Annotated in this window: 23 protein-coding genes and 1 pseudogene; 11 read left to right on the top strand and 13 right to left on the bottom strand. The window is 65.0% G+C overall.

Annotation, left to right across the window (positions count from 1 at the left end; genetic code table 11):
* The 4 genes and pseudogenes from RR928_RS17100 to RR928_RS17085 form a co-directional block, all read left to right on the top strand.
* Positions 1–134: pseudogene (locus RR928_RS17100) on the top strand (electron transfer flavoprotein subunit alpha/FixB family protein); the annotation flags it as partial.
* A gap of 127 nt (positions 135–261) precedes the next feature.
* Positions 262–1,401: an ABC transporter substrate-binding protein gene (locus RR928_RS17095; protein ID WP_332539478.1), complete on the top strand. Its 1,140-nt coding sequence runs from the start codon at positions 262–264 to the stop codon at positions 1,399–1,401.
* A gap of 28 nt (positions 1,402–1,429) precedes the next feature.
* Entirely contained in the window at positions 1,430–3,250 is a 1,821-nt protein-coding gene (locus tag RR928_RS17090) for an acyl-CoA dehydrogenase (RefSeq protein WP_332539480.1), read from the top strand.
* 21 nt (positions 3,251–3,271) lie between these two features.
* Positions 3,272–4,228: an NAD(P)H-dependent flavin oxidoreductase gene (locus tag RR928_RS17085; protein ID WP_332539482.1), complete on the top strand. Its 957-nt coding sequence runs from the start codon at positions 3,272–3,274 to the stop codon at positions 4,226–4,228.
* 7 nt (positions 4,229–4,235) lie between these two features.
* Here the strand turns inward: RR928_RS17085 and RR928_RS17080 are convergent, their stop codons facing one another.
* On the bottom strand, positions 4,236–4,838 hold the full coding sequence (locus tag RR928_RS17080) for a GbsR/MarR family transcriptional regulator (protein ID WP_332539484.1): 603 nt from the start codon (positions 4,836–4,838) through the stop codon (positions 4,236–4,238).
* Positions 4,839–5,054: 216 nt separating this feature from the next.
* Between RR928_RS17080 and RR928_RS17075 the strand changes: the two genes are divergently transcribed.
* The gene (locus tag RR928_RS17075; protein ID WP_332539486.1) at positions 5,055–6,185 is read left to right on the top strand and encodes an acyltransferase family protein; all 1,131 of its coding nucleotides are present in this window, start codon (positions 5,055–5,057) and stop codon (positions 6,183–6,185) included.
* A gap of 44 nt (positions 6,186–6,229) precedes the next feature.
* Here RR928_RS17075 and RR928_RS17070 read toward each other — a convergent pair whose 3' ends face one another.
* The 5 genes from RR928_RS17070 to RR928_RS17050 form a co-directional block, all read right to left on the bottom strand.
* Complete coding sequence (locus RR928_RS17070; protein WP_332683451.1) at positions 6,230–8,641, bottom strand: TonB-dependent siderophore receptor; 2,412 nt, start codon at positions 8,639–8,641, stop codon at positions 6,230–6,232.
* Between the two features lie 81 nt (positions 8,642–8,722).
* Positions 8,723–10,000 carry a sigma-70 family RNA polymerase sigma factor gene (locus tag RR928_RS17065; protein ID WP_332683449.1) on the bottom strand — a complete coding sequence of 426 codons (1,278 nt, stop codon included), beginning with the start codon at positions 9,998–10,000 and terminating at the stop codon, positions 8,723–8,725.
* Between the two features lie 83 nt (positions 10,001–10,083).
* Entirely contained in the window at positions 10,084–10,497 is a 414-nt protein-coding gene (rnk, locus tag RR928_RS17060; protein ID WP_213303654.1) for a nucleoside diphosphate kinase regulator, read from the bottom strand.
* Positions 10,498–10,593: 96 nt separating this feature from the next.
* Complete coding sequence (gene fghA / locus RR928_RS17055) at positions 10,594–11,457, bottom strand: S-formylglutathione hydrolase (protein WP_332539491.1); 864 nt, start codon at positions 11,455–11,457, stop codon at positions 10,594–10,596.
* 185 nt (positions 11,458–11,642) lie between these two features.
* Complete coding sequence (locus RR928_RS17050; RefSeq protein WP_332683445.1) at positions 11,643–12,749, bottom strand: S-(hydroxymethyl)glutathione dehydrogenase/class III alcohol dehydrogenase; 1,107 nt, start codon at positions 12,747–12,749, stop codon at positions 11,643–11,645.
* Positions 12,750–12,909: 160 nt separating this feature from the next.
* On the opposite strand from RR928_RS17050, the gene RR928_RS17045 reads away from it, so the two are divergent.
* The gene (locus RR928_RS17045) at positions 12,910–13,935 is read left to right on the top strand and encodes a GlxA family transcriptional regulator (protein WP_332548649.1); all 1,026 of its coding nucleotides are present in this window, start codon (positions 12,910–12,912) and stop codon (positions 13,933–13,935) included.
* A 79-nt stretch (positions 13,936–14,014) separates the two neighbouring features.
* On the opposite strand, the gene RR928_RS17040 is transcribed toward RR928_RS17045, so the two are convergent.
* From RR928_RS17040 to RR928_RS17010, 7 genes are all read right to left on the bottom strand, one after another.
* A complete protein-coding gene (locus RR928_RS17040; RefSeq protein ID WP_332539494.1) occupies positions 14,015–15,325 on the bottom strand; it encodes a citrate synthase in 1,311 nt (436 codons plus the stop codon).
* A gap of 24 nt (positions 15,326–15,349) precedes the next feature.
* A complete protein-coding gene (locus RR928_RS17035; RefSeq protein WP_332539496.1) occupies positions 15,350–15,649 on the bottom strand; it encodes an FAD assembly factor SdhE in 300 nt (99 codons plus the stop codon).
* Positions 15,649–16,350, bottom strand: coding sequence for a succinate dehydrogenase iron-sulfur subunit (locus RR928_RS17030; protein WP_332683440.1), 702 nt, complete (start codon positions 16,348–16,350; stop codon positions 15,649–15,651). The genes RR928_RS17035 and RR928_RS17030 overlap by 1 nt, the downstream gene beginning before the upstream one ends.
* Before the next feature lie 29 nt (positions 16,351–16,379).
* Positions 16,380–18,185 (bottom strand): succinate dehydrogenase flavoprotein subunit, encoded by a 1,806-nt coding sequence (gene sdhA, locus RR928_RS17025; protein WP_332539536.1) that lies wholly within the window; start codon positions 18,183–18,185, stop codon positions 16,380–16,382.
* Positions 18,186–18,219: 34 nt separating this feature from the next.
* Positions 18,220–18,585 carry a succinate dehydrogenase, hydrophobic membrane anchor protein gene (gene sdhD / locus RR928_RS17020; protein WP_332539537.1) on the bottom strand — a complete coding sequence of 122 codons (366 nt, stop codon included), beginning with the start codon at positions 18,583–18,585 and terminating at the stop codon, positions 18,220–18,222.
* A gap of 33 nt (positions 18,586–18,618) precedes the next feature.
* Entirely contained in the window at positions 18,619–19,053 is a 435-nt protein-coding gene (gene sdhC, locus RR928_RS17015; RefSeq protein ID WP_332539538.1) for a succinate dehydrogenase, cytochrome b556 subunit, read from the bottom strand.
* Positions 19,054–19,203: 150 nt separating this feature from the next.
* Positions 19,204–19,983, bottom strand: a complete 780-nt coding sequence (locus RR928_RS17010; RefSeq protein WP_332539539.1) for a GntR family transcriptional regulator — start codon at positions 19,981–19,983, stop codon at positions 19,204–19,206.
* A gap of 213 nt (positions 19,984–20,196) precedes the next feature.
* On the opposite strand from RR928_RS17010, the gene RR928_RS17005 reads away from it, so the two are divergent.
* From RR928_RS17005 to acnB, 5 genes are all read left to right on the top strand, one after another.
* On the top strand, positions 20,197–21,183 hold the full coding sequence (locus RR928_RS17005) for a malate dehydrogenase (protein ID WP_332539541.1): 987 nt from the start codon (positions 20,197–20,199) through the stop codon (positions 21,181–21,183).
* Between the two features lie 18 nt (positions 21,184–21,201).
* On the top strand, positions 21,202–21,978 hold the full coding sequence (gene tam / locus RR928_RS17000) for a trans-aconitate 2-methyltransferase (RefSeq protein ID WP_332539543.1): 777 nt from the start codon (positions 21,202–21,204) through the stop codon (positions 21,976–21,978).
* Positions 21,975–23,003, top strand: coding sequence for an HpcH/HpaI aldolase/citrate lyase family protein (locus tag RR928_RS16995; protein ID WP_332539545.1), 1,029 nt, complete (start codon positions 21,975–21,977; stop codon positions 23,001–23,003). Before tam ends, RR928_RS16995 begins: the two co-directional genes overlap by 4 nt.
* Positions 23,004–23,029: 26 nt before the next feature.
* Entirely contained in the window at positions 23,030–23,611 is a 582-nt protein-coding gene (locus RR928_RS16990) for a hypothetical protein (protein ID WP_332548644.1), read from the top strand.
* Between the two features lie 59 nt (positions 23,612–23,670).
* A partial coding sequence (acnB, locus tag RR928_RS16985) for a bifunctional aconitate hydratase 2/2-methylisocitrate dehydratase (RefSeq protein WP_332683436.1) occupies positions 23,671–26,222 on the top strand: 2,552 nt, incomplete at its 3' end.

Genomic DNA, 26,222 nt, shown 5'->3' with positions numbered 1-26,222 from the left:
TGGCCGGCATGAAGGACTCCAAGGTGATCGTGGCGATCAACAAGGACCCCGAAGCACCGATCTTCAGCGTGGCCGACTACGGCCTCGAAGCCGACCTGTTCACGGCCGTGCCCGAGCTGCTCAAGGCGCTGTAAGCATCGCTTCTAGAAGAGGGACCTGGCCCTCTGGGCCTGTCTCTTGGGGCCTGTCGCCTGGCGCACAGGCCCCCGTCCTATAAAAATACGGCGGCGCGCCCGGCGCGCTTGAGAGGGAGACGACCGCATGAAATCGATCATGGCACCCTGGTCCCGGGCTGCAGTTGCGCTGGCCTGCGCGCTGGGCTGTGTGGGCGTGCATGCCCAGTGGGTGGTGGGGCAGGTGGCACCGTTGTCGGGCAAGGGCGGCCCGCAGGGCAGGGCTTATGCGCAAGGCATGCGACTGCATTTCGACCAGGTCAACAAGGCCGGCGGCATCCAGGGCCAGCCGGTGCAGCTGGTCGTCATGGACGATGGCGGACATGCCGAGGACACCGTGCTGCGCACGCGCGAGCTGCTCGCCAAGTCCAACCCCGTCGTGCTTGCCGGTTTCATGGGCAACGGCAATCTCGCCGGCGTGCTCAGCAGCGGTCTGCTCGACAAGGAGCGCATCAGTCTTGTCGGTTATCAGGGCAACAACGCCCAGGTGGCGCGCGCGGCATCGATATTCAGCACCCGTGCCGGCCTGCAGGATGAGATGGCGAAGATCGCGAGCCATCTGGCGATTGTCGGCATCACGCGTCTGGCGCTGGTGGTCGAAGAGCGTGACGACCTCGAAGCCGTGACCCAACTGGTGCAGCAGGCCGTGACGCCGGCCAACGCCAAGCTTGTGGCCCAGGTGACGCTCAAGAGCGGACGCAGCACCGCGACCCAGGCGGTCGAACAGCTGCAAAAGACCAAGCCCGGCCCGCAGGCAATCCTGCTGGTTGCATCCAGCCCGGCGACCGCGGCCTTTGTCGAGGCCTACCGCATGGATTCGGGAACGGCGCAGATCTACGCGAATTCCGACTCCGATATCGAGCAGCTCACGACGCGCCTGCCGCCCGAGTTCATGAGCGGTCTGTCGATCGCTCAGGTGGTGCCCAGCCCCTACCGCGTTTCCATGCGCCTGAACAAGGAATTTCGCGACGCGGTGGCTGCCGCACCCAAGGCCGCGGACATCCCCGTGAGCTACGCGATGATGGAAGGCTATGTCAATGCCAAGGTGGTCGCCGAAGCCTTGCGCCGCGCCCAGTCCGTCAGCCGCGAAAAAGTCACTGCCACCCTGCGCAATTTCAGTGCCCATGACCTTGGCGGTTACTGGGTGACGTTCAAGCCCGAGTCGCAGTTCGGTTCGCGCTTTGTCGATCTGTCCATTGTCAGCGCCTCGGGACGCATCAGCCAGTAAGCAAGTCCGGGCATCGAAAGGAAATTCCATGAGCTACGTAGCACCTCTTCAAGACATGTTGTTCAACATGGAGCACCTGGCCGGAATCGACCAGGTCGCTCAATTGCCGGGATTCGAGGAAGCCGGTCTCGACACTGCGCAGGCGGTGCTCGAGGAATGCGCGAAGTTCGCGCAAGGCGTGGTCGCGCCGCTGAACCGCCCGGCCGACATCGCGCCTTCGAGCTGGAAAGACGGTGTGGTCACGACCAGCGAAGGCTTCAAGGAGGCGTTTCGCCAATACGCCGAAGGCGGCTGGCAAGGGCTGCAGCACCCGCAGGATTTCGGCGGCCAGGGCCTGCCCAAGACCATTGGCGCGGCCTGTGTCGAAATGCTCAACGCCGCCAACCTGAGCTTTGCGCTGTGCCCGCTGCTGACCGATGGCGCGATCGAAGCGCTGCTCACGGCCGGCAGCGACGAACTCAAGGCCAGCTATCTCGAGAAGCTCGTGACCGGTGAGTGGACCGGCACCATGAACCTGACCGAACCCCAGGCGGGCTCCGACCTGGCGCTGGTGCGCACCCGCGCCGAGCCGCAGGAAGGCGGCAGCTACAAGGTCTTCGGCACCAAGATCTTCATCACCTACGGTGAGCACGACATGGCCGAGAACATCGTCCATCTGGTGCTGGCGCGCGTGCAGGGCGCGCCCGAAGGCGTCAAGGGCATCAGCCTGTTTGTCGTGCCGAAATTCCTGGTGCAGCCGGACGGCAGCCTGGGCGCGCGCAACGATGTGCAATGCGTGTCCATCGAGCACAAGCTGGGCATCAAGGCCTCGCCCACGGCCGTGCTGCAGTTCGGCGACGGCATCCAGGGCAGCGTTGCCGACAGCGCGGGCGCGGGCGCCATCGGCTACCTCGTGGGCGAGGAGAACCGCGGCCTCGAGTACATGTTCATCATGATGAATGCCGCGCGCTACGCCGTGGGCGTGCAGGGCATAGCGATTGCCGACCGCGCCTACCAGCAGGCCGCGGCGTTCGCCAAGGAGCGGGTGCAAAGCCGTCCCGTCGACGGCAGCGTCAAGGCCAGCGCGACCATCATCCACCACCCCGACGTGCGCCGCATGCTGATGGTGATGCGCGCCACGACCGAAGGCTGTCGCGCGATGGCCAGCACGGCCGCGGCTTCCTACGATCTGGCGCATCACCATCCCGACGCCGCCCAGCGCGCCCACCACGCGGCGCTCTATGAATTCATGGTGCCGCTGGTCAAGGGTTACAGCACCGAGATGGCCCAGGAAGTCACGGGCCTGGGCGTGCAGGTGCATGGCGGCATGGGCTTCATCGAGGAAACCGGCGCCGCCCAGCATTACCGCGACGCCAAGATCCTGACCATCTACGAAGGCACGACCGCGATCCAGGCCAACGATTTCGTGGGCCGCAAGACGCTGCGCGACGGCGGCCAGGTGGCGCGCACATTCGCCGCGCAGATCGAGGAAACCGAGCAGCAGCTGCAGTCCTGCGGCACGCCCGCCGCACTGTCGGTCGCGCGCCAATTGAAGCTCGCGCGCCAGGCGTTTCTCGAAGTCGTCGACTTCATGCTGGCCAACGCCAAGCAGCAGCCCAACGCCGCCTATGCGGGCAGCGTGCCTTATCTGATGCTGGCCGGCAATCTGATGGCCGGCTGGCAGCTGGGCCGCGCGCTGTGGGTCGCCGAGCAACTGTTGCCGACGGGACAGGACAACCGCTTCCTGCGCGCGAAGATCGCTACTGCCCAGTTCTATGCCGAGCATGTGCTGGTCAAGGTCACGGCGCTGCGCGACAGCGTGGTGCAGGGCGCCGACAGCGTGATGGCGCTGGCCATCGACGACTTCTAAGAAGAAACACAGGAGACAAACATGTCGCAACTTCCCAAGGCACTGCAGGGCCTGTCCCTGCCGGTGATTGCCTCGCCGCTGTTCATCATCAGCAATCCGCAGATGGTGATCGAGCAGTGCAAGGCCGGCGTCGTCGGCTCCATGCCCGCGCTCAATGCCAGGCCCGCGGCCCAGCTCGAGGACTGGCTGGCCGAAATCACCGAAACGCTCGATGCGTACAACCGTGCCCACCCCGACCGTCCGGCCGCGCCCTTTGCCATCAACCAGATCGTGCACAAGAGCAACGACCGGCTCGAGCACGACATGGAAGTCTGCGCGCGTTTCAAGGTGCCCATCGTGATCACCTCGCTGGGCGCGCGCGAGGATGTGAACCAGGCGGTGCACGGCTGGGGCGGCGTGGTGCTGCACGACATCATCAACAACAAGTTCGCGCACAAGGCGATTGAAAAGGGCGCAGACGGCCTGGTGGCCGTGGCCGCGGGTGCGGGCGGCCATGCGGGCGGCAAGAGCCCGTTTGCGCTGGTGCAGGAAATCCGCCAGTGGTTCGACGGCCCGCTGGCGCTCTCGGGCGCGATTGCCTCGGGCGGCGCGGTGCTTGCGGCCCAGGCCATGGGCGCGGACTTCGGCTATATCGGCTCGGCGTTCATCGCCACCCATGAAGCGCGTGCCAGCGACGCCTACAAGCAGGCGATTGTCGAGGGCAACTCGGATGACATCGTCTACAGCAACCTGTTCACGGGCGTGCACGGCAACTACCTCGCGCCGTCGATCCGTGCGGCCGGGCTGGATCCTGACAACCTGCCCGAGTCGGACCCAAGCAAGATGAACTTCGGCGGCGCATCGACCAAGGCCTGGAAGGACATCTGGGGCTGCGGCCAGGGCATTGGCACGATCAACGCCGTGACCAGCGTGGCCGAACGCGTGGCGCAGCTGCGCAGCGAATACCAGGCGGCGCGCGCGCGCCTGGCCCTGGGCTAGGCGCGGCTCAGGGCGCGCCGGGGGGCAGACGGTCCTGGGCAGCGCGCTGGGCGCTGCCCTTGCCGGTCAAACGGTCCTTGAATTCAAGCACCCTTGTCACGGCCGCGCCCATGCCCATCAGCTGCTTGGCGGTGTCGGGTGACAGGCGCTGGATTTCATCGAACCAGGTCATCAGCCGGTCTATGAGTTCGTGCATGTCGCGCATGCGTTCCTGCGCATAGCGCTCGTCGTCGCTGGCCGGCTCTTCGAGCAGCGCGGCGCGCAGCATCGACTGCGTGGGTTCGATCTCGCGGCGGCGGCGCTCTTCGGCCAGCAGGCGGAAGATTTCCCAGACATCCTGCGGCGCATCGAAGTATTCGCGCCTGTCGCCCGGGTGGTGACGCAGGTGCACCAGCCGCCAGGACTGCAGTTCCTTGAGGCCCATGCTCACGTTCGAGCGCGAGAAGGCCAGGGCTTCGGCGATCTGGTCGGCATTGAGCGCCACGGGCGAAAGAAACAGCAGCGCGTAGATCTGGCCCACCGTGCGGTTGATGCCCCAGCGACTGCCCATCTCGCCAAAGTGAGAAATGAATTGGCGGTTGAGTTCAGGAAGAGGAGTGCTTTGCGTCATGAAGGCATTGTCCCTTTGTTGACTGGCTTTTCAGTACCTACTGGAACTTCGAAATAACTGAGTAGGGTCATTGAGCGCGCGTCCTGCAGCGGTGCCAGCAGCAAATGCCGGAAAAGCGCAGAATACCGCCTGCATGTTTTGGGCCTTCGCCCATTCAGCCACGCAGCCGCTGTCACAGTTGTAGGTTGGCACCGTCTCGCGCTCCATTTTTTGTCTATGTCTTCCTCGTCACCTGCCTCGCGCAATGCAGTCATCGACTGCACCAAGGGCCTGGCCTGCGCCGCCATTGTCTGGCACCACCTGGCGTTCTACGGCCCCATGGCCGATGTGGTGGAGCCCCTGCTGCCCGCGTTGATCGAATGGCTCGATCAGGACGCGCGCATGGCCGTGCAGCTGTTTCTGGTGCTCGCCGGCTACCTGGCCGCGGCCAGCCTCGCGCCCACGGGACTGGCACGCCACAGCCAGGTGCTGCCGCAGATCGCGCGGCGCTTCGTGCGCCTGGTCGTGCCGCTGGCCGTGGCCCTGGTGCTGGCGGTGCTGATCTCCACCTTGATAAGGCCATGGTTCGACCATGCCTCGATGTCGGCCGCGCCCGGCCTGTTCCAGCTGCTCGCGCATGCGCTGCTGCTGCAGGGCATCGTCGGCGAGGAGTCGCTGTCGGCCGGCGTCTGGTATGTGTCCATCGATTTCCAGCTGTTTGCGCTGACGGCGCTGCTGTTTGCCATGAGCCGCTGGTTCAGCAGCGTGCCGGATGCCGCAACGCCGGCCCGGCCTACGGTCGGCCAGGCCGTGGTGGTGCTGCTGGCCGCGGCCTCGCTGTGGGGCTTCAACCGCGACGCCGATTTCGACAACTGGGCGGTCTACTTCTTTGGCGCCTATGGCCTGGGCATGATGGCTTTCTGGGCAGTGCGCGCGGCGCGGCCCTGGGCCTGGAGCGCGCTGATGGCGCTGCTGCTGGGCATTGCGCTGTGGCTCGAATGGCGCACGCGCATTGCGCTGGCCGGCGCCACGGCGCTGGCCCTGGTGGCGGTGATGCGCAGCCCCAGGCTCTACAGCATGTCGGGACCCGCGCGGCTGCAGCAGCTGGGCCAGATGTCGTATTCGGTGTTCCTGGTGCACTTCCCCGTGTGCCTGCTGGTCAATGCGGTGGTGACCTGGTTCTGGCCCGATTCGCTGGTCATCAATCTCGTGGGACTGTGGGCCGCGTTCGCGCTGTCGCTGGCCACGGGCCGTGTGCTGTACCTGCGCGTCGAGCGCCACATGCCCAGCTGGCAGGACGCGCTGCGCTGGCAGGCGAGCCTGGTGGGCACGGGCATGCTGATGACCTGGGTGACGGCCTGGATGTGAATGGAGGGGCAGTGCCCCTCCCGTGAATCGCCCGCCGCCAGCGCTCAGAACCGCGCCTGCGCCGTCACCAGCACGCTGCGTGGCGTGCCGTAGTAATTGCCGTAGGTATTGCCGTCCAGGAAGCGTGAGTAGTAGGTCTTGTCGAACAGGTTGGTCACGTTGACGGCTGCCGTCCAGGTAGGGTTGATGCGGTAGGCCAGGCGGGCATTCCACAACGCATATCCGCCCTGGCGCTGGTTGTAGTTGGAAGAGTAGGTCCCCGTCTGCAGGTTGACGCCGCCGCCCAGGCTCAGATTCTTCCAGTCGCCCGGCAGTCGGTAGTCGGACCACAGCCGCAGGATGTGCTGAGGGATTTCGGGGTTGAAGCGCTTGCCGGCGTTGACGGCGTCGGTACGGTACTTCAAGTCCTGGTAGGTGTAGCCGGCGTAGAGCTTCCAGTTGGGGGTGAGGCTGCCATTCACCTCGGCTTCCAGACCCTGGCTGCGGACCTTGCCCGCCGCGCGGTAGCAGTAGTCGCCGCCGCAGGCGGTTTCGCCGGCGTCGTAGTCGGTGACCGCGCGATGGCTCTGGTCCAGGCGGAACACGGCCAGCGACGCGTTGAGCGCGCCATCAAGCAGCTCACCCTTGACGCCGGCTTCGTAGTTCGCGCCGACTTCGGGCTTGAGCGCAGCGCCTTCGACGGTGCGCGCCGTCTGCGGATTGAAGATATCGGCGTAGCTCGCATACACCGACCACTGCGGGCCGAGCGCATAAATCAGTCCCCCATAGGGCGTGATCTTGCCGCTCTCCTTGCTGGCCGATACATTGGCCAGGTTGGCGCCGGACCGGTATTCATAGTCATACCAGCTGGCACGCGCGCCCAGCACCAGGGTCAGCTGCTCATTGAGCCGGGAGCGCAGCACGCCATAGGCGCCGCGCTGCGTGATCGGGTCATAGCCCGTCAGCGCGACACCGGCTGCGGCCATGGCGGCGGCGCTGGGCTCTGCGACGTCGGGATTGGGCGCAAATACATCGATGGCGCTGACATTGCTCAAGACGCTCTGCGCGGTGCGCGACGTCAGGCGCGAGGCGTTGGCGCCCACGGTCAGGCTGTGGCGCAGGCCCCAGGCTTCGAAACGGCCCTGCAGGTTGGCATCGATGCCGCTGTGCCGGTTGGTATTGTCCATCTCGTAGGTCATGCCGCGCGTGCCCAGCCGCGTCGTCGGGTTCACTGCGCCAAAGCCCACCATGTACTTCTGGTAGTTCTCCTCTTCAATATGGATCGCCGCAACTTTCAGGCGCCAGTCGTCGTTGAAGCGGTGTTCCAGGTCGAAGAAGACGGTTTTCTCGTCCTGGCTCCAGCGGTTCCAGCGCGCGCCCAGGAAGGTCGAGCGGTCCAGGCCCAGGTCGGCCCGGTTGCTGTAGCGCGGCACTCCCCAGAAGAAGGGCGTCGCCCGCACCTGCGTCGCGGAGAAGCCGACACCGATGGTGGTGTCACGCGAGAGGTCATAGTCGAGCGCCGCATAGAGGCCCAGATTGCGTTCCTTCTTGATGTCCACGTACGAATGCTGGTCGTCGTAATCAACGACTGCGCGGCCGCGCAATGTGCGCTCTTCGTTCAGCGGACCGGCTACATCGAGCTGCCCGCCGTAGTGGTCCCAGGAACCGGCGCGGCCGGTGAACAGGACCTGCTTTTCGTCGGTGCCGCGCTTGCGCACCAGATTGACCGCACCGCCGGGGCTGCCCGCGCCTTCAAGCAGGCCCTGCGCTCCGCGCAGCACTTCGACGCGGTCGAGAAATGCGGTGCCGACCGCCAGGTGGCTGGCCGAGGAATAGCGCTGGCGCGACAAGGGCACGCCGTCGTACTGCACGGTGTTGAGGTTGAAGCCGCGCGCGGCAAACGATTTGCCGCCGGCGGGGGTCTGCAGCGTGGTGATGCCCGTGGTGTGGTCCAGCAGTTCGCCGAGGGTGGTCAGGTTCTGGTCATCCATGCGCTGGCGCGTCACCACGCTGACCGACTGGGGAATCTCCTTGAGCGCCAGCTCCATCTTGCCTATGGTGGCGCCCCGCGCCGCGTACGACTGGCTGCCTTCGCTGATGGCGCGGCCATCTGCCCTGGCGGCCACGGTGACGGTCGCCAGCGTGGTGGCGGACGACGCCGGCACCGGCTGGATCACCAGCGTCTTGCCCTGTATATCCCCCTGCAGGCCGGTGCCCGAAAGCAATTCATTGAGCGCGCTGCGCACATCGCGCGCGCCTGCCACGGCGTGGCCCTGCTTGCCCTGCACCAGCTCGGGCGGAAAGGCCAGTTGCAAGCCGGTCTGGCGCGCAAATACGGACAGCGCCGCGGGCAGGGGCTGGGCCGCGATGTCAAAGGAGAGGTCTTGCGCCAGCGCGGACTGGATGGCCAGCGCGAGGCCAAGGCCGATGACGGCGCGCGCCAGCGGGCTGCGGCGCGAGGGAAATATCTTCTGCATGGCGAAGGTCCTGGTTGGTAGGTTATGCGTTCACTACCTGTAAGACCCGCGAGCCGCGAAAACCCTGAAAACTTTTTTCAACTACCTTGCCGCGACTTCCACGCCGCCATCGGCCAGCGTCTTCAGCCGCACCGGCAGCACGCGCGGCAGCGAGGCCAGCCAGTCGCCGGCATCGGCCACGCGCAGTTCGCCACTGATGCGCAGCCGTCCGGCCGCAGGGGTGGCGCTCAGACGGGTTGTCGAATACCTCTGCACGCGCGCCAGCGCATCGGCCAGCGGCATGTCATGGAATTGCAGTTCGCCATGGCGCCAGGCGGCGGGCCGCTCGATGGCGTCGCGCCGCAGCCGGCCTTCGAAGGCGCGCAGGCTCTGGCCTGCGGTCAGTTCGTCGGTCTGGCCACCGGTGTCCAAGCGCACGCGGCCCGATTCGACCTGCACCAGCACGCCTTGTCCGCCGTCGATCTCGACGCCGAAACGCGTGCCCAGCACGGTGACCTGCACGCCGCGCGCCTCGACGATGAAAGGCCGGCCTGCATCGCGCTGCACGGCGAAGAACGCCGCGCCGTCGAGCAGCCGCACCAGCCGGCGCTCGGCGGTGTAATCGACTTCGACGCGGCTCGATGCATCGAGCGTGAGCTCGGAGCCGTCGGGCAGGCCGCGCTGCAACTGGCGGCCGCGCACGGTGGCCAGCGCGGTCTGGAAACGCAGGGCTTCGCGCTGCAGGTGATGCCACGCGGCCGTGCCGCTGACGCCCACGGCAAACACGCCCAGCAGCGCGGCCAGCGACTTGCGCCGGCCTGCGCTGCTGGCGGCACGCGCCGGGGCGCGCGTGTTGCGCCAGGCATGCAGCGCATCCTCGATGCAGTGCGCGGCCTGGGCGATGTCGCGCTCCACCGTGTTGAGCGAAACGCCCAGCCGGGCCGCGATATCGGCCTGCTTTTCGCCATGCAGTCCATTGGCGAGATAGGTGTCGCGCATACGCGGGCTCAGTCCGGCCAGCGTTTTCTCGACCACGGCCAGGGCCTGACGGTACATCGCGCTGTCGGCCACGTCGGGCGTCTGCGCGGGCGCGCCGGCATCGATCTGCTCGCATTCCGCGAGGTAGCCAGCCATCCAGTGGCCGCGCCGCAGATGGTTCATCGCCACGTTGTGCGAGATGGTGAACAGGTAGGCACGCGGGTCCGTGGCAGCGGTGTCGCCATCGGACTGGCGCTCGGCAATGCGCAGCCAGGTATCGTGCGCCAGGCCGCGCGCTTCCTCGACGTTGCCGGTGCGCCGCGCGATATAGCGAATCAACTCCGCGTAATGGGTTTCAAACGCGGCAAGCAGGGTGTGGGTGGAGGAGGCGGACGCAGGCATGAAGCGGCCGATTATATCGACCGTTGAGAATGCTTCTCATTTTCCTGCGCCTCCTGTGTGAGGCCCGCAACAGGGGCCGCCGCTCAGCGGTGCAGTTCGCCCGCGCTTTCAGGCTGATAGATGATGCCGGTCACGCGCACCGTCATGGTCTTGCCGCCGGGGCCTGGCCAGGCAAGTTCGTCGCCCACCGACAGGCCCAGCAGCGCGCTGCCCACGGGCGCGAAGATGGAGACGCGATCGGCGCTGCCATCGATGTCGCGCGGATAGACCAGGGTCAGGCGGAAGTCCTGGCGCGTTTCGAGGATCTCGAACTGCACGGTGGAGTTCATGGTCACCACGTTGGGCGGCATCTGCGCCGGCTCGACCACATCGGCGCGGTCGAGTTCGGCTTCCAGATCGGCCTTGCCCGGAAAAACGGACGCGGGAATGGCCGCCAGCAAGGCTTCGATGCGATCGAGATCGAGGGACGAAAGAATGATCTGCGGTTTGCGCGACATGGGGGGTACCTTGCTGAAGACTAACGCTCCACTGTAGATGACGCATCAATCCCGCACTATTTTGGTGCGAATTGACGGCCCGTGCCGGGCTGGCCTTCAGCCCTTCAACTGCGCAGCGTGGTGGCGCAAATGGTCGTCAATGAAGGTCTGTATGAAGTAGTAGCCGTGGTCGTAACCCGGCTGGCGGCGCAGCGTCAGCGGCTGGCCGGCCTGGGCGCAGGCGGCTTCGAAGGCTTCGGGCAGCAGCTGCTTTTCCATCAGGAACTTGTCGGCCAGACCCTGGTCGACAAGAATGCCGGCGGGGTAGGGCGCGGACTTCTGCGCGGCCATCAGCAGGCTCGCGTCATGCGCGGCCCAGCTTGTCTCGTCTTCGCCCAGGTAACCGGTGAACGCCTTGCGGCCCCAGGCGCATTGCGTGGGGTTGGCAATCGGCGCGAACGCCGAGACGCTCTTGAAGGTGCCCGGATGGCGCAGGGCCAGCGTCAGCGCGCCATGGCCGCCCATAGAATGGCCGAAGACGCCCACGCGCTCCAGGTCGATGGGCAGCTTGCGGCCCAGCAGCGGCAGCAGCTCCTCGATCAGATAGCTTTCCATGCGCCAGTGCAGGCCCCAGGGACGGGTCGTGGCGTCGAGGTAGAAGCCCGCGCCCACGCCGAAGTCCCAGCTCTCGGCTTCTCCGGGCAGGTTGGCGCCGCGCGGGCTGGTGTCGGGCGCGATCAGCGCCAGGCCCAGTTCCGCGGCCAGGCGCTGGGCGCCGGCCTTGGTCATGAAGGTTTCCTCGGTGCAGGTGAGGCCGGCCAGATAGACCAGGGCCGCCACCTTCTCGCCGGCGACGGCCTTGGGCGGCAGGTAGACCGAGAACTTCATCGGCAGGCCGATCTCGTTCGAGGCATGGCGGTAAAAACGCTGGGCGCCGCCAAAGGCGGCATGGGCGCTGAGCAATTCGAGGGCGTCGGACATGCGGGGTTCTCTCCAGAAAAATACGGCCCGTGGAGTTTGACACGGGTGAGGGTGGTAGGTTTTCTTGCAGCCTGCGTCGAACCACGAATGCGCAGTCGTCATGTTTCGAGCGCAGGCCGTTCATCCTTCGATCCTTCGACAAGCTCAGGATCAGGACGAACGGGGTTTCGAGGTCGTGCCTGCTCTCAATACACTACAACCGACCGAATCGACTCGCCCGTTTTCATCAACTCGAAACCGTGGTTGATGTCTTCCAGCTTCAGATGGTGGGTGATCAGATCATCGATATTGATCTTGCCTTCCATGTACCAGTCGACGATCTTGGGCACATCGGTGCGCCCGCGCGCGCCACCAAAGGCCGAGCCTTTCCATTCGCGGCCCGTGACCAGCTGGAAGGGGCGCGTGGAGATCTCGGCGCCGGCTTCGGCCACGCCGATGATGATGCTCTGGCCCCAGCCCTTGTGCGTGCATTCGAGCGCCTGGCGCATCACCTGGGTGTTGCCTATGCATTCGAAGCTGTAGTCGGCGCCGCCGTCGGTCAGCTGCACGATGGCATCGACGACGTTGTCGACTTCCCTGGGATTGACGAAATGCGTCATGCCGAACTTGCGCGCCATTTCCTGGCGCTCGGGGTTGATGTCGACGCCGATGATCTTGTCCGCACCCACCATCTTCGCGCCCTGGATCACGTTCAGGCCGATTCCGCCCAGGCCGAACACCACGACATTCGCGCTGGCTTCGACCTTGGCCGTGAACAGCACCGCGCCCAGCCCCGTGGTCACGCCGCAGCCTATGTAGCAGACCTTGTCGAACGGCGCATCTTCGCGGATCTTGGCCAGCGCGATCTCGGGAACCACGGTGTAGTTCGAGAATGTCGACGTGCCCATGTAGTGCAGTATGGGCTGACCATCGATACTGAAGCGGCTAGTGCCGTTGGGCATCAGGCCCTTGCCCTGGGTGGCGCGCACCGCCTGGCACAGATTGGTCTTGCGTGACAGGCAGAACTTGCACTGGCGGCATTCGGCGGTGTACAGCGGAATCACATGGTCGCCCTTCTTGAGCCCGGTCACGCCCGGGCCTACATCGACCACCACGCCCGCGCCTTCGTGGCCCAGGATGGCCGGGAACAGGCCTTCGGGGTCGGCGCCCGACAGCGTGTAGTAGTCGGTGTGGCAGATGCCCGTGGCCTTGATCTCGACCAGCACTTCGCCGAACTTCGGGCCTTCGAGGTCCACGGTCTCTATGGTCAGGGGGTGTCCGGCCTTCCAGGCGACAGCGGCTTTGGTTTTCATGGGGAATCCTTGAGGTAGGGGACAATGCCGAGTCAGCCGGCATTGCAAAGTGGCGCGACTTTAGGACAGGGCCCAGGCCCTGCAAAGCGCCATGGCCGACAAGCGGCCTGCTTTGTCCGCATCCCGCGGGTCGGCGCCCGCCCGACCTTCTTCCTTCCCCATGGACTCCACAGCTCCCACTCCCCATTTGCCGCATGCCGGCGCGCACCGCGTCGACATCCTGGTCTACCCCGGCTTCAAGGCGCTGGAGGCCATTGGCCCGATGTCGGTGTTCGACTATGCCAACGTGCACCTGGCGCTCAAGGGCCGGCCCGCGGGCTATGCGGTGCGCGTGGTCGCCAGCGCGCGCGGCGCCGTGCGTTCCGACACGCTGATGGCGCTGGACGCGACGCTGAGCCTGGCCGAGGCCGAAGCCGCGCCGGGTTGCACGGTGCTGCTCGTGGGCTCGCGCCAGATCACCGAGACCGTAGACGCCCACAGCGAACTCGTGGCCTGGACGGCGCGCGTTGCGCCGCGCGTGCCGCGCGTCATTGCCCTGTGTTCGGGCAGTTTCTTTCTGGCCGCCGCCGGCCTGCTCGACGGCCGGCGCGCCGCCACCCACTGGAGCGTCGCCGCGCTGCTGCAGCAGCGCTACCCCGCGGTCGACGTCGACGCCGATGCAATCTATGTGCGCGACGGCCACCTCTGGACTTCGGCCGGCGTCACGGCCGGCATCGATCTCGCGCTGGCCGTGGTCGAGGAAGACTTCGGCCATGCGCTGGCGCTCGACGTGGCGCGCGATCTGGTGATGTACCTCAAGCGTCCGGGCGGCCAGTCGCAATTCAGCGTGCAGTTGGCCAGCCAGGCCGTGCAGACGGGCGCAGTCAAGGCGGTGCAGGACTTCGTGCTGGCAAACCTCGCCGAACCGCTGGGCCTGGAAGTGCTGGCCGCGCAGGCGTCAATGAGCGAGCGCCACCTGCGCCGCGTGTTCCAGCAGGAGACCGGGCAGACCCCCTCGGCCTTTGTCGAGACCGCGCGGCTCGAGGGCGCCAAGCTGCTGCTGCAGGCGCCGGGCCACCTGCCGCTCAAGACCGTTGCCGCGCGCGTGGGCCTGGGCTCGGAGCAGGCGCTGCGCCATCTGTTCGTGCGGCACATGGGCATCACGCCCGTGGCCTATCGCGAGCGGTTCGGCGGGCAGAGTCGCTGAACCGGCCAGACGCAAAAAAGCCCGCAGGGCCGGAAGGCATCTGCGGGCTGTCGTGGCAGGCGGCCTGAGCCGCCGGCAATCAACGCTGGCCGATAGGCTTGACGGTGCGGTGCTGCGAGCCGGTGAACAGCTGGCGGGGACGGCCGATCTTGTACTCGGGGTCGGCCATTTGTTCGTTCAGCTGGGCGATCCAGCCGACGGTGCGGGCCAGGGCGAACACGCCGGTGAAGATGTTCACGGGAATGCCCATCGCGCGCTGCACGATGCCGGAGTAGAAGTCGACGTTCGGGTAGAGCTTGCGCTGCACGAAGTAGTCGTCTTCCAGGGCGATCTTCTCGACGGCCTTGGCCAGTGCGAACAGCGGATCGTTTTCCAGGCCCAGTTCGGCCAGCACTTCATTGCAGGTTTCCTGCATCAGCGTGGCGCGGGGGTCGTAGTTCTTGTAGACGCGGTGGCCAAAGCCCATCAGCTTCACGCCCGACGACTTGTCCTTGACCTGTTCCATGAACTCGCCGACCTTGGCGATGCCGCCGTTGGCCTGGATCTGTTCGAGCATGTTCAGGCAGGCTTCGTTGGCGCCGCCGTGGGCAGGGCCCCAGAGGCAGGCCACGCCGGCCGAGATCGCGGCAAACGGGTTGGTGCCCGACGAACCGCACAGGCGCACGGTCGAAGTCGAAGCGTTCTGCTCGTGGTCTGCGTGCAGGATGAAGATGCGGTCCAGGGCGCGCTCGAGCACGGGGTTGACCACGTACTCTTCGCAGGGGTTGCCGAACATCATGCGCAAGAAGTTGCCGGAGTACGACAGGTCGTTCTTGGGGTACATGTAGGGCTGGCCCGTGCCGTACTTGTATGCCATCGACACCAGGGTAGGCATCTTGGCGATCAGGCGGATGGCAGCGATTTCGCGGTGCTCGGGATTGTTGATGTCCGTGCTGTCGTGGTAGAACGCCGACATGCCACCGACCAGGCCCGTCAGGACGGCCATGGGGTGGGCATCGCGGCGGAAGCCACGCAGGAAGAACTGCATCTGCTCGTTGACCATGGTGTGCTTGGTCACGCGCTCGACGAAATCGGCCTTTTCGGTTGGGTTGGGCAGTTCACCGTACAGCAGCAGGTAACAGGTTTCGAGGTAGTCGCAGTTCTTCGCGAGTTGCTCGATGGGGTAGCCGCGGTACAGCAGCTCGCCCTTGTCGCCGTCGATGTAGGTGATTGCCGACTGGCAGGCTGCCGTCGAGAGGAAGCCGGGGTCATACGTGAACATGCCCGTCTGGCCGTACAACTTGCGAATATCAATCACGTCCGGGCCAATGTTGCCCTGGTACACGGGCAACTCAACGCTGGGGCTGCCATTCGTGAACGACAGTGTTGCTTTGTTATCGGCGAGTTTCATTTCCAACTTCCTTCTCTAGTTTGCCTAGCCTACATGTGAAAGTGATCCGGGCTGGCGCTTGCGCACCAGTTCCAGCACTTCTTTGATTTCTTCTGTGTCGAGTGCGCCTTCGGGTTCCTTGCGCGCAAGGAACAGGTCCAGAAGGTCGTTGTCTGCCAAGTCCATCAGGGCAGACAGGCCAGCTGCGTGTCTGCGCGTCAGCTGGTCTCCGTAGGTGGCGAAGAACTGCCCGATGAAGATATCGTTCTCGACCAGGCCCCGGCGGCTGCGCCACTGAAGCAGGTTGCGTTCGCGTTCATCGAGCAGAGTGTTCGTCATGTTCATCAGATGGCGCGGCGCACCATCAGTTCCTTGATCTTGCCAATCGCCTTCGTGGGGTTCAGGTGCTTGGGGCACACGTCCACGCAGTTCATGATGGTGTGGCAGCGGAAGAGTCGGTAAGGATCTTCCAGGTTATCAAGGCGCTCGCCCGTGGCTGTGTCGCGGCTGTCCGCGATGAAGCGGTAAGCCTGCAGCAGACCGGCCGGGCCCACGAACTTGTCGGGGTTCCACCAGAACGAGGGGCAGCTGGTCGAGCAGCTCGCGCACAGAATGCACTCGTACAGGCCGTTGAGCTCTTCACGCTCTTCGGGCGACTGCAGACGCTCCTTCTCGGGCGTGATGGTCTCGGTGATCAGGTACGGCTTGATCGAGTGGTACTGCTTGAAGAACTGCGTCATGTCCACGATCAGATCGCGGATGACCGGCAGGCCGGGCAGGGGCTTCAGAACGATGGTACCGGGCAAGGTGTTCATGTTGGTCAGGCAGGCCAGACCGTTCTTGCCGTTGATGTTCATCGCATCCGAGCCGCAGACGCCTTCGCGGCACGAGCGGCGGAACGAGATCGAAGGATCCTGTTCCTTGAGTTTGACCAGTGCGTCGAGCAGCATGCGTTCCTGGCCGTCGAGTTCGACTTCCACGGTCTGCATGTAGGGCTTGGCGTCCTTGTCCGGATCGTAGCGGTAGATTTGGAATTTGCGCTTCATGATTTTTTTCTCGTCGGGCTGCGGGGCGATCAGAACGTGCGGACCTTGGGAGGCACGCTGTCCACCGTCAGGGGCTTGAGGTTCACGGGCTTGTAGCTGAGCGAGTTGCCAGCGCTGTGCCACAGGGTGTGCTTGAGCCATTCCTTGTCGTTGCGACCCAGCGGGAACTCGGGGTGGTCGGCATCGTGTTCGTAGTCGTACACGGTGTGGGCGCCACGGCACTCGGTGCGGGCGGCGGCCGAAGTCATCGTGGCCTGAGCGACTTCGATCAGGTTGTCGACTTCCAGCGCTTCCATGCGCGCCGTGTTCCAGACCATGGACTTGTCCTTGAGGGTCACGGCAGCCACGGTGTCGCGGATGGCGTTGATCTTCACGACGCCTTCGTCCATGCTCTTTTGCGTGCGGAACACGCCAGCGTGCTGCTGCATGGTGGTGCGGATGTTGCCGGCGACGTCCTGGGCATAGGTGCCGGCGGTCGATTCCTGCAGCTGGTTGAGGCGCGCCAGGGTGCGGTCGGCGCCGTCGGCTGGCATGGGCTGGTGCTCGACACCGTTGCGCACGAAGTCGACGATGTGGCGGCCGGCGGCCTTGCCGAAGACCAGCAGGTCCAGCAGCGAGTTGGTGCCCAGGCGGTTGGCGCCGTGCACCGACACGCAGGAGCATTCGCCCACGGCGTACAGACCGTTGACGACCTGGTTCGACTGACCGTCGTGCACCACGACCTGGCCGTTGATGTTGGTGGGAATGCCGCCCATCTGGTAGTGAATCGTCGGCACCACGGGAATGTCTTCCTTGGTGATGTCGACGTTGGCGAAGTTGACGCCGATTTCGTAGACCGAAGGCAGGCGCTTGTGGATGGTGTCCGCACCCAGGTGGCTCAGCTTGAGCATCACGTAGTCCTTGTTCGGACCACAGCCACGGCCTTCCTTGATTTCCTGGTCCATGGAACGCGACACGAAGTCACGCGGTGCCAGATCCTTCAAGGTGGGCGCATAGCGCTCCATGAAGCGCTCGCCTTCGCTGTTCAGCAAGATCGCGCCTTCGCCGCGGCAGCCTTCGGTCAGCAGCACGCCCGCGCCGGCCACGCCGGTGGGGTGGAACTGCCAGAACTCCATGTCCTGCAGCGGAATGCCGGCGCGTGCCGCCATGCCCAGGCCGTCGCCGGTGTTGATGAAGGCGTTGGTCGAAGCCGCGAAGATGCGGCCCGCGCCACCCGTTGCCAGCAGCACGGCCTTGGCCTGCAGCTCATACAGGTCGCCGGTCTCGAGTTCCAGTGCCGTGACGCCGACGACATCGCCGGCTTCGTTGCGGATCAGGTCCAGCGCCATCCACTCGACGAAGAAGTTGGTCTTGGCCTTGACGTTCTGCTGGTACAGCGTGTGCAGCATGGCGTGACCGGTACGGTCGGCCGCGGCGCAGGCGCGCTGCACGGGCTTTTCGCCGTAGTTGGCGGTGTGGCCGCCGAACGGACGCTGGTAGATGGTGCCATCGGGGTTGCGGTCGAACGGCATGCCGAAGTGTTCGAGCTCGTAGACCACCTTGGGGGCTTCACGGCACATGAACTCGATCGCATCCTGGTCGCCGAGCCAGTCGGAGCCCTTGATGGTGTCGTAGAAGTGATAGTGCCAGTTGTCTTCGGACATGTTGCCCAGCGAAGCCGACACGCCACCCTGGGCGGCCACGGTGTGCGAACGCGTGGGGAACACCTTGGACAGCGAGGCCACGTTCAGGCCGGCGCGCGACAGTTCCAGCGCGGCACGCATGCCGGAGCCGCCAGCGCCGACGATGACGACGTCAAACTTGCGCTTGGTGATTTTTGCTTTGGTATAGCTCATTCTTAACCTTCAATCGTGGAGACCGTTTGCCTGATTACATGCGCCACAGCACCTGGAAAGCCCAGGCGGTGCAGGCGAACAGCCAGGCCAGCGTCAGGACCTGCAGCACCAGGCGCAGGAGCACGGCCGGGACATAGTCCATCCAGACGTTGCGCATGCCGACCCAGACGTGCCAGGCCAGCGCGATGACCGTGGCGAAGGTCAGGCCCTTCATCCACTGGGCGGCAAAGATGCCGGCCCACAGGTCGTAACCGATGGCGCCCTTGGAGAAGATCACCTGCGCCAGCAGCGCGATGGTGAACAGGGTCATGATGACTGCGGTGCCGCGCTGGACGAGCCAGTCGCGCAGACCGTAGTGGGCACCGACAACGGTGCGCTTGGAGCCGTAATTCACGGACATGGGTATTCCTTCTTGTTCAGTGTGCGGGGCGGATCAGTACAGGCCGAACAGCTTGGCGCCCAGCACCAGGGCGAGGGCGACGCTGATCACCAGCACGGTGACGGCGGACTTGCGACCGAATTCCTTGTTCACCGACGAATGGCTCAGGTCCATCCACAGGTGGCGCAGGCCGGCGATGAAGTGATGCAGGTAGGCCCAGATCAGCGCCAGCACCATCAGCTTGAAGAACCAGCCGGGAACAAAGCCAGCGCCCGCGCGGAACACCGCGGTGAAAGCGTCATAGGAGATTTCCGAGGTCAGCGAGCGGTCCAGCATCCAGACGATGAACGGCAGCAGCACGAACATGATGATGCCGCTGATGCGGTGCAAGATCGACACCACGGCCGCCGCGGGCATGCGGTAGGTGGGGACGTCCTTGAGTAGGTTGATGTTGCGGAACTCTGGCCGCTTTTTGGCTAACTCTGTCATGTCATGCGCTTTCGTGGGTGGTAACTGCTTCGTAATCGGGCAAGGCGATCGCCGCAAAATTCTATTGCAATGCAGCAGCGAGGACCCGCTCGATGCTGCTATTTCTCCAATTGCGTTGGTTTGCTGCCGCTTGGCTCATGAATTAACGGCTCAATTCAAGGCATTACGGTAGTGGTGGGTATCGGTGCGGTAGAGCCCGCGCCGTAACTCCATCGGAACATCGTTGTAAGTGTAGGCTACACGCTCGACGCTGAGCAATGGTGTAGAAGTACTTACATGGAGCAGTTCTGCCTGCTCGGCGTCGGGTAAAACTGCGCGGATTTTCTCGTCGGCGCGCACCATGCGCACGCCGTAATCCAGCTCGAACATCGCATAGGTCGGGCCCTGGTAGGCGCCGATCTGCTCGGCCGTGAGGCCCTTGAAGGCCTGGCCTGGCAGCCAGATGTCTTCCAGAATGGTCGGCGTGCCGACAAAGGCCAGCACGCGGCGCACCTGCATCACGGCGTCGCCGCTGCGCAGCGCCAGCAGGCGCGCAATCTCGGCGGGGGCGCGCACGCGCTTGCATTCGATGATCTGGCGCTGGGCCCGGCCTTCCTCGCGCTGGTCGCCGGTGTCGGGCTGCAGCTTGAGAAAACGGTACTGGACCTGCTGGGCCGCGTGGGTGGCCACAAACGTGCCCTTGCCCTGGCGGCGCATCACGAGGTTTTCCGCGGCCAGCTCGTCAATGGCCTTGCGCACCGTGCCCTGGCTCACGCGAAAGCGCGCGGCCAGCTCCATTTCGCTGGGAATGAGCTCGCCGGGGCGCCATTCTCCGGCCTCCAGGCTCTGCAGGATCAGCCCCTTGATCTGCTGGTAGAGGGGGCTGAAAGCCGGGCCCGGCGCGGCTGGCGCCACGGGCGTGTCAGAGGTGGTGGTTGGAGAGGAAGACATGTTGTTTTGTGGAATGGTGGGCGCCCGGCGACGCGTCGTGGCGCACATTGCACAGCGGGCCTATCATATCTTATATAAGACATAAGACAAATTGACCGGCGGGCAAAATCGCGAGTACACTTGCAGGCTGTTTGCGGGGGCACAGGCTTGGCTGGACAACAGAGGCTGGTGCAAGATGCGCCCACCATTTTTTCTGTTTCTGGAGTCATCACTATGAGCAAAGCACCTGTTCGCGTCGCCGTCACTGGCGCTGCTGGTCAAATCGGATACGCGCTGCTGTTTCGCATCGCATCTGGCGAAATGCTGGGCAAGGATCAGCCCGTCATTCTGCAACTCCTGGAAATTCCCGACGAAAAGGCCCAGAACGCGCTCAAGGGCGTGATCATGGAGCTGGAAGACTGCGCTTTCCCGCTGCTGGCCGGCATCGAAGCCCATTCCGACCCCCTGCAAGCCTTCAAGGACACCGACTACGCTTTGCTGGTCGGCGCACGTCCCCGTGGCCCAGGCATGGAACGTGCCGATCTGCTGGCGGCCAACGCCCAGATCTTCACGGCCCAGGGCAAGGCCCTGAACGCTGTTGCTTCGCGCAACGTCAAGGTGCTGGTCGTCGGCAACCCCGCCAACACCAACGCCTACATCGCCATGAAGTCGGCGCCCGATCTGCCGGCAAAGAACTTCACCGCCATGCTGCGCCTGGACCACAACCGTGCGGCTTCGCAGCTCGCGGCCAAGGCCGGCTTCAAGGTGGGCGACATCCGCAAGCTGACCGTCTGGGGCAACCACTCGCCCACGATGTACGCTGACTACCGTTTCGCCACGGTCGACGGCAAGTCGGTCAAGGAAATGATCAACGACCAGGAATGGAACGCCAACGTGTTCCTGCCCACGGTCGGCAAGCGCGGCGCAGCGATCATCGCCGCACGCGGCCTGTCGTCGGCTGCTTCGGCCGCCAACGCCGCCATCGACCACATGCGCGACTGGGCCCTGGGCTCGAACGGCGAATGGGTCACGATGGGCGTGCCTTCGAACGGCGAATATGGCATTCCTGCCGGCGTGGTCTTCGGCTTCCCCGTGACCACCGAAAACGGCGAATACAAGATCGTCGAAGGCCTGGAAATCGATGCCTTCTCGCAAGAAGGCATCAACAAGACGCTGGCCGAGCTGCAAGGCGAGCAAGACGGCGTCAAGCACCTGCTGTAAAGAAAGCCGCGCAGCCCGATGGCCGACTGGAACCCCGCACTCTACCTGCGCTTCGCGCAGGAGCGCACCCGCCCGGCCAGCGAGCTGCTGGCCCGGGTGGAGCATACCGGTCCCACCCGCGTGGTGGACCTGGGCTGCGGGCCCGGCAATTCCACCGAGCTGCTGGTTCAGCGTTTCCCCCAGGCGCATGTCCTGGGCGTGGACAATTCCGCCGCGATGCTGCTGCAAGCGCGCGAGCGGCTTCCCGACCTGGCATTCGACCAGGCAGACATCGCCGATTGGGCGCCTTCGCAGGCGCCCGATTTGATTTACGCGAATGCCGCGCTCCAATGGGTGGGCGGGCATGCGCAGCTGTTTCCTCGTCTTTTCGCGGCCCTGGCTCCGGGCGGCGTGCTTGCCGTCCAGATGCCGGACAATTTCACCGAGCCTTCGCATCTGCTGATGCGCGAGGTTGCCGCCTTGCCGCAGTTTGCGCCGCATATAGACGCAAAGGTGGCCGCCGGCCGTGCCATTCTTGGCATCCATGACTACTACGACCTGCTTGCGCCCCTGGCCCGGCAGGTCGATGTCTGGCACACCGTTTACCAGCACCCCATGGCCGATGCCCGGGCCATCGTGCAGTGGCTGCGCAGCACGGGCCTGAAGTCGTTCGTCGACCCGCTGCCCGAAGCACTGCAAAGCGCCTTTCTTGAAGAATACGAGCGCCGCGTGGCGCTGGCCTACAGCCCGCGTGCCGACGGCCTGCGCCTGCTGGCGTTTCCCCGACTGTTCATTGTTGCGAAACGCGCCCCATGAGCTCCTTGCCCGTCGATTCTTCCGTCAAGACACCTGCCCATCCGGCCACCGTGCTGCTCGACGCCCAGGCCAGCACCCAGCGCCTGCCGGTCTGCGACCACTACAGCGGTGTGGAATTGCGCATGCGCAAGAGCCTGGAGCTGCAGGCCGAAATGACGCAGGAATTCGGCACCTGCGTGTTCGATGTGACACTCGACTGCGAAGACGGCGCGCCCGTGGGCGATGAAGCCGCGCATGCGCGCCTGGTCGCCGAGCTGGCGCGCGAGTCGGCGCCCGAGGCCCGGGTCGCGGCGCGCGTGCACGCGGTCGACCATCCGGCGTTCGCCGAAGACATGGCGACCATCGTCGGCGAGGCCAGCCATAGGCTGTCGTACATCATGGTGCCCAAGGTCGAGAGCGTGGACGATGTGCTGCTCGCCGAGAAGGCGCTGGAGCGCGCATCCGGCGGCCATCTGCCGCTGCATGTGCTGATCGAGTCGCCGGCCGCGGTCTACCGCGCCTTCGAGATTGCCGCCCATCCGCGCGTGCAGAGCATCTCGTTCGGCCTGATGGACTTCGTCTCGGCGCATGGCGGCGCGATTCCGGGCTCGGCCATGGGCGTGCAAGGCCAGTTCGAGCACCCGCTGGTGGTGCGTGCCAAGCTCGAGATCGCGGCTGCCTGCCATGCCCACGGCAAGGTGCCCTCGCATTGCGTGGTCACCGAATTCAAAGACCCTGATCGCATGCAGGCGGCGGCGTCGCGCGCCGCGCGCGAGTTCGGCTATACACGGATGTGGAGTATCCATCCGGGCCAGATCCGTTCCATCTTGACGGCCTTTGCGCCGGCCCAGCCGGAAATCGACCAGGCCGCGCAGATACTATTGTCTGCCGCCGAAGTGCACTGGGCTCCAATCAGTGCCGACGGCGTGCTCCATGACCGCGCGAGCTACCGCTATTACTGGCAGTTGCTCGAGCGCGCGCACCAGACGGGGCGCAGCCTGCCTGCCAGCGTGCAGCCGTGGTTTGCTGCATCCTCTTTTTCCTGACCTTTTTTATGATCGCTGGAGCTCACATGAAATCCTTCATCGCCTCCTTCCTGCTCCTGGCTCCTGTATTGGCTCTGGCCGCAGGCACTGCCCCGACTTCCAAGACGGCTGCCAAGCCCGCGGCCCAGGCCAAGGCCGCCGCCAAGCCGGCCGCCAAGAAGGCAAGCCCGGCCAAGTCCCGCTCCAAGGCCCCGGCAGTCGCTGCCGCCGCCGCCGGCGCTGCGGGCGTGGCAACGGTTGCCCTGGCACTGACCCCCGACGAGCTGGCGATTGCCGAGCGCGTGCACACCGGCCGCATCGCCTGTGAACTGGGCGCGCATGTCAATGTGAACAAGCACCAGCAGCATGCCGGTCACTTCCAGGTCGACGGCAAGGGCTTCAAGTACGAAATGGTGCCCGTGGCCACGTCCACCGGCACGGTGCGTCTGGAAGACAAGGCCGCGGGCGCGGTCTGGCTGCAGATTGCCAACAAGTCCATGCTCATGAACCAGAAGCTGGGCCAGCGCCTGGCTGACGAGTGCATGAGCCCCGAGCAGTTCCAGGTGGCCGAAGCCATCAAGAAAAACCCACCCCCGAGCGTGTTCGACCAGGCGACCGGCAGCAAATAAGCCGTCCCTGGGAGAGGCAGCACGCCGCCCCACTTTAGAAAACCATTGGAGAGAGAACCATGTTGAAAGCCTATCGCGATCATGTGGCCGAGCGCGCCGCGCTTGGCATTCCACCCCTGCCGCTGGATGCCAAGCAGGTCGCGGAACTGATCGAGCTGATCAAGAACCCACCCGTGGGTGAAGACGTCATCCTGATGGACCTGCTGACGAACCGCGTTCCCCCGGGCGTGGATGACGCAGCCAAGGTCAAGGCCTCGTTCCTCGCGGCGGTCGCGCATGGCGACATCGAAGTGGCGCTCATCTCCAAGGCCAAGGCCACCGAGCTGCTGGGCACCATGGTCGGTGGCTACAACGTGCATCCGCTGATCGAGCTGCTCGACGACGCCGATGTCGCCGACGTCGCCGCGCAGGCGCTGAAGAAGACGCTGCTGATGTTCGACTTCTTCAACGATGTCGAAACCAAGGCCAAGGCGGGCAACGTCAAGGCGCAGGAAGTGATGCAGAGCTGGGCCGAGGCCGAATGGTTCACCAGCCGTCCCGAAGTCGCGCAGAAGATCACTGTCACGGTGTTCAAGGTGCCCGGCGAAACCAATACCGACGACCTGTCGCCCGCGCCCGACGCCTGGAGCCGCCCCGACATTCCGCTGCACTACCTGGCCATGCTGAAGAACACGCGTGCCGACGCGGCCTTCGTGCCCGAGGAAGACGGCAAGCGCGGCCCCATGCAGTTCATCGAAAGCCTCAAGTCCAAGGGCCACACCGTGGCCTACGTGGGCGACGTGGTGGGCACGGGTTCGTCGCGCAAGTCGGCGACCAACTCGGTGATCTGGGCCACGGGCCAGGACATCCCGTTCGTCCCCAACAAGCGCTTCGGCGGTGTGACGCTGGGCGGCAAGATTGCCCCCATCTTCTTCAACACCCAGGAAGATTCGGGCTCGCTGCCGATCGAAGTCGATGTCTCCAAGCTCGAAATGGGCGACGTGATCGACATCTTCCCCTACCAGGGCAAGATCCTGCGCGACGGCGAGACCGTCGTCGAATTCCAGCTCAAGAGCGATGTGCTGCTGGACGAAGTGCGCGCCGGCGGCCGCATCAACCTGATCATCGGCCGTTCGCTGACGGCCAAGGCGCGTGAGTCGCTGGGCCTGCCAGCGTCCAATGTGTTCCGTCTGCCCCAGGCGCCCGTCGCCACGCAAGCCGGTTTCACGGTGGCGCAGAAGATGGTCGGCCGCGCTGTCGGTCTGCCCGAAGGCCAGGGCGTGCGCCCCGGTACCTACTGCGAACCGCGCATGACCACCGTGGGTTCGCAAGACACCACCGGCCCGATGACGCGTGACGAGCTCAAGGACCTGGCCTGCCTGGGCTTCTCGGCCGACATGGTCATGCAGTCGTTCTGCCACACCGCGGCCTATCCCAAGTCGGTCGACGTGAAGACCCACCGCGAACTGCCGGCCTTCATCAGCAACCGCGGCGGCGTGTCCCTGCGTCCCGGCGACGGCGTGATCCACAGCTGGCTCAACCGCCTGCTGCTGCCCGACACCGTCGGCACCGGCGGCGACTCGCACACGCGTTTCCCCATCGGCATTTCCTTCCCCGCGGGTTCGGGCCTGGTGGCCTTCGGCGCCGCCACGGGCGTGATGCCCCTGGACATGCCCGAATCGGTGCTGGTGCGCTTCAAGGGCGAAATGCAGCCCGGCGTCACGCTGCGTGACCTGGTGCACGCGATTCCGCTGTACGCGATCAAGGCCGGTCTGCTGACCGTCGCCAAGGCCGGCAAGATCAACATCTTCTCGGGCCGCATCCTGGAAATCGAAGGCCTGCCAGACCTCAAGGTCGAACAGGCATTCGAGCTGTCGGACGCTTCGGCGGAACGTTCGGCCGCAGGCTGCACGATCAAGCTCAACACCGCGCCTGTGCAGGAATACCTGACCAGCAACGTGGTGCTGATGAAGAACATGATCGCCGAAGGCTACGAAGACAAGCGTACCCTGCAGCGCCGCATCGAAAAGGTCGAAGCCTGGCTGGCCAACCCCAGCCTGCTCGAAGCCGACAAGGACGCCGAGTACGCCGCCGTGATCGAGATCGATCTGGCCGACATCAAGGAACCCATCGTCTGCTGCCCCAACGATCCCGATGACGCCAAGTTCCTGTCCGAAGTGGCCGGCACCAAGATCGACGAGTCCTTCCTCGGTTCGTGCATGACCAACATCGGCCACTTCCGCGCAGCTGCCAAGCTGCTCGGCGGCCAGCGCGACATTCCCGTCAAGATGTGGGTCGCTCCCCCGACCAAGATGGACGAGAGCGAGCTGATCAAGGAAGGCCACTACGCGGCGTTCGGTGCTTCCGGTGCGCGCACCGAAATGCCCGGCTGCTCGCTGTGCATGGGCAACCAGGCGCAGGTGCGCGAAGGCGCGACGGTGATCTCCACCTCGACCCGCAACTTCCCCAACCGTCTGGGCAAGAACACCAACGTGTACCTGGGTTCGGCCGAACTCGCGGCCATCGCTTCCAAGCTGGGCTACCTGCCTTCCAAGGAAGAGTACCTGCTGGCCATGGGCGTGATCGATGCCGACAAGGCCAGCGTCTACCGCTACATGAACTTCGACCAGAT

It is taken from the genome of Comamonas sp., from assembly GCF_036666375.1.
Taxonomy (GTDB): domain Bacteria; phylum Pseudomonadota; class Gammaproteobacteria; order Burkholderiales; family Burkholderiaceae_C; genus Comamonas.
Note: the sequence above shows the minus strand (reverse complement) of the source record. Positions and strands in the feature narration are given on the sequence as shown.

What these genes read in the sequence shown, in the direction of transcription:
- RR928_RS17085 (WP_332539482.1), top strand. Translation starts at nt 3,272, where the DNA reads ATGTCGCAACTTCCCAAGGCACTGCAGGGCCTGTCCCTGCCGGTGATT.
- RR928_RS17030 (WP_332683440.1), bottom strand. Translation starts at nt 16,350, where the DNA reads ATGAAGCGCAAATTCCAAATCTACCGCTACGATCCGGACAAGGACGCC.
- RR928_RS17045 (WP_332548649.1), top strand. Translation starts at nt 12,910, where the DNA reads ATGGACTCCACAGCTCCCACTCCCCATTTGCCGCATGCCGGCGCGCAC.
- sdhC (WP_332539538.1), bottom strand. Translation starts at nt 19,053, where the DNA reads ATGACAGAGTTAGCCAAAAAGCGGCCAGAGTTCCGCAACATCAACCTA.
- RR928_RS17095 (WP_332539478.1), top strand. Translation starts at nt 262, where the DNA reads ATGAAATCGATCATGGCACCCTGGTCCCGGGCTGCAGTTGCGCTGGCC.
- RR928_RS17075 (WP_332539486.1), top strand. Translation starts at nt 5,055, where the DNA reads ATGTCTTCCTCGTCACCTGCCTCGCGCAATGCAGTCATCGACTGCACC.
- RR928_RS17040 (WP_332539494.1), bottom strand. Translation starts at nt 15,325, where the DNA reads ATGAAACTCGCCGATAACAAAGCAACACTGTCGTTCACGAATGGCAGC.
- RR928_RS17080 (WP_332539484.1), bottom strand. Translation starts at nt 4,838, where the DNA reads ATGACGCAAAGCACTCCTCTTCCTGAACTCAACCGCCAATTCATTTCT.
- rnk (WP_213303654.1), bottom strand. Translation starts at nt 10,497, where the DNA reads ATGTCGCGCAAACCGCAGATCATTCTTTCGTCCCTCGATCTCGATCGC.
- sdhD (WP_332539537.1), bottom strand. Translation starts at nt 18,585, where the DNA reads ATGTCCGTGAATTACGGCTCCAAGCGCACCGTTGTCGGTGCCCACTAC.
- RR928_RS17050 (WP_332683445.1), bottom strand. Translation starts at nt 12,749, where the DNA reads ATGAAAACCAAAGCCGCTGTCGCCTGGAAGGCCGGACACCCCCTGACC.
- fghA (WP_332539491.1), bottom strand. Translation starts at nt 11,457, where the DNA reads ATGTCCGACGCCCTCGAATTGCTCAGCGCCCATGCCGCCTTTGGCGGC.
- tam (WP_332539543.1), top strand. Translation starts at nt 21,202, where the DNA reads ATGGCCGACTGGAACCCCGCACTCTACCTGCGCTTCGCGCAGGAGCGC.
- RR928_RS17010 (WP_332539539.1), bottom strand. Translation starts at nt 19,983, where the DNA reads ATGTCTTCCTCTCCAACCACCACCTCTGACACGCCCGTGGCGCCAGCC.
- RR928_RS17065 (WP_332683449.1), bottom strand. Translation starts at nt 10,000, where the DNA reads ATGCCTGCGTCCGCCTCCTCCACCCACACCCTGCTTGCCGCGTTTGAA.
- RR928_RS16995 (WP_332539545.1), top strand. Translation starts at nt 21,975, where the DNA reads ATGAGCTCCTTGCCCGTCGATTCTTCCGTCAAGACACCTGCCCATCCG.
- RR928_RS16990 (WP_332548644.1), top strand. Translation starts at nt 23,030, where the DNA reads ATGAAATCCTTCATCGCCTCCTTCCTGCTCCTGGCTCCTGTATTGGCT.
- RR928_RS17035 (WP_332539496.1), bottom strand. Translation starts at nt 15,649, where the DNA reads ATGAACATGACGAACACTCTGCTCGATGAACGCGAACGCAACCTGCTT.
- RR928_RS17070 (WP_332683451.1), bottom strand. Translation starts at nt 8,641, where the DNA reads ATGCAGAAGATATTTCCCTCGCGCCGCAGCCCGCTGGCGCGCGCCGTC.
- sdhA (WP_332539536.1), bottom strand. Translation starts at nt 18,185, where the DNA reads ATGAGCTATACCAAAGCAAAAATCACCAAGCGCAAGTTTGACGTCGTC.
- RR928_RS17090 (WP_332539480.1), top strand. Translation starts at nt 1,430, where the DNA reads ATGAGCTACGTAGCACCTCTTCAAGACATGTTGTTCAACATGGAGCAC.
- RR928_RS17005 (WP_332539541.1), top strand. Translation starts at nt 20,197, where the DNA reads ATGAGCAAAGCACCTGTTCGCGTCGCCGTCACTGGCGCTGCTGGTCAA.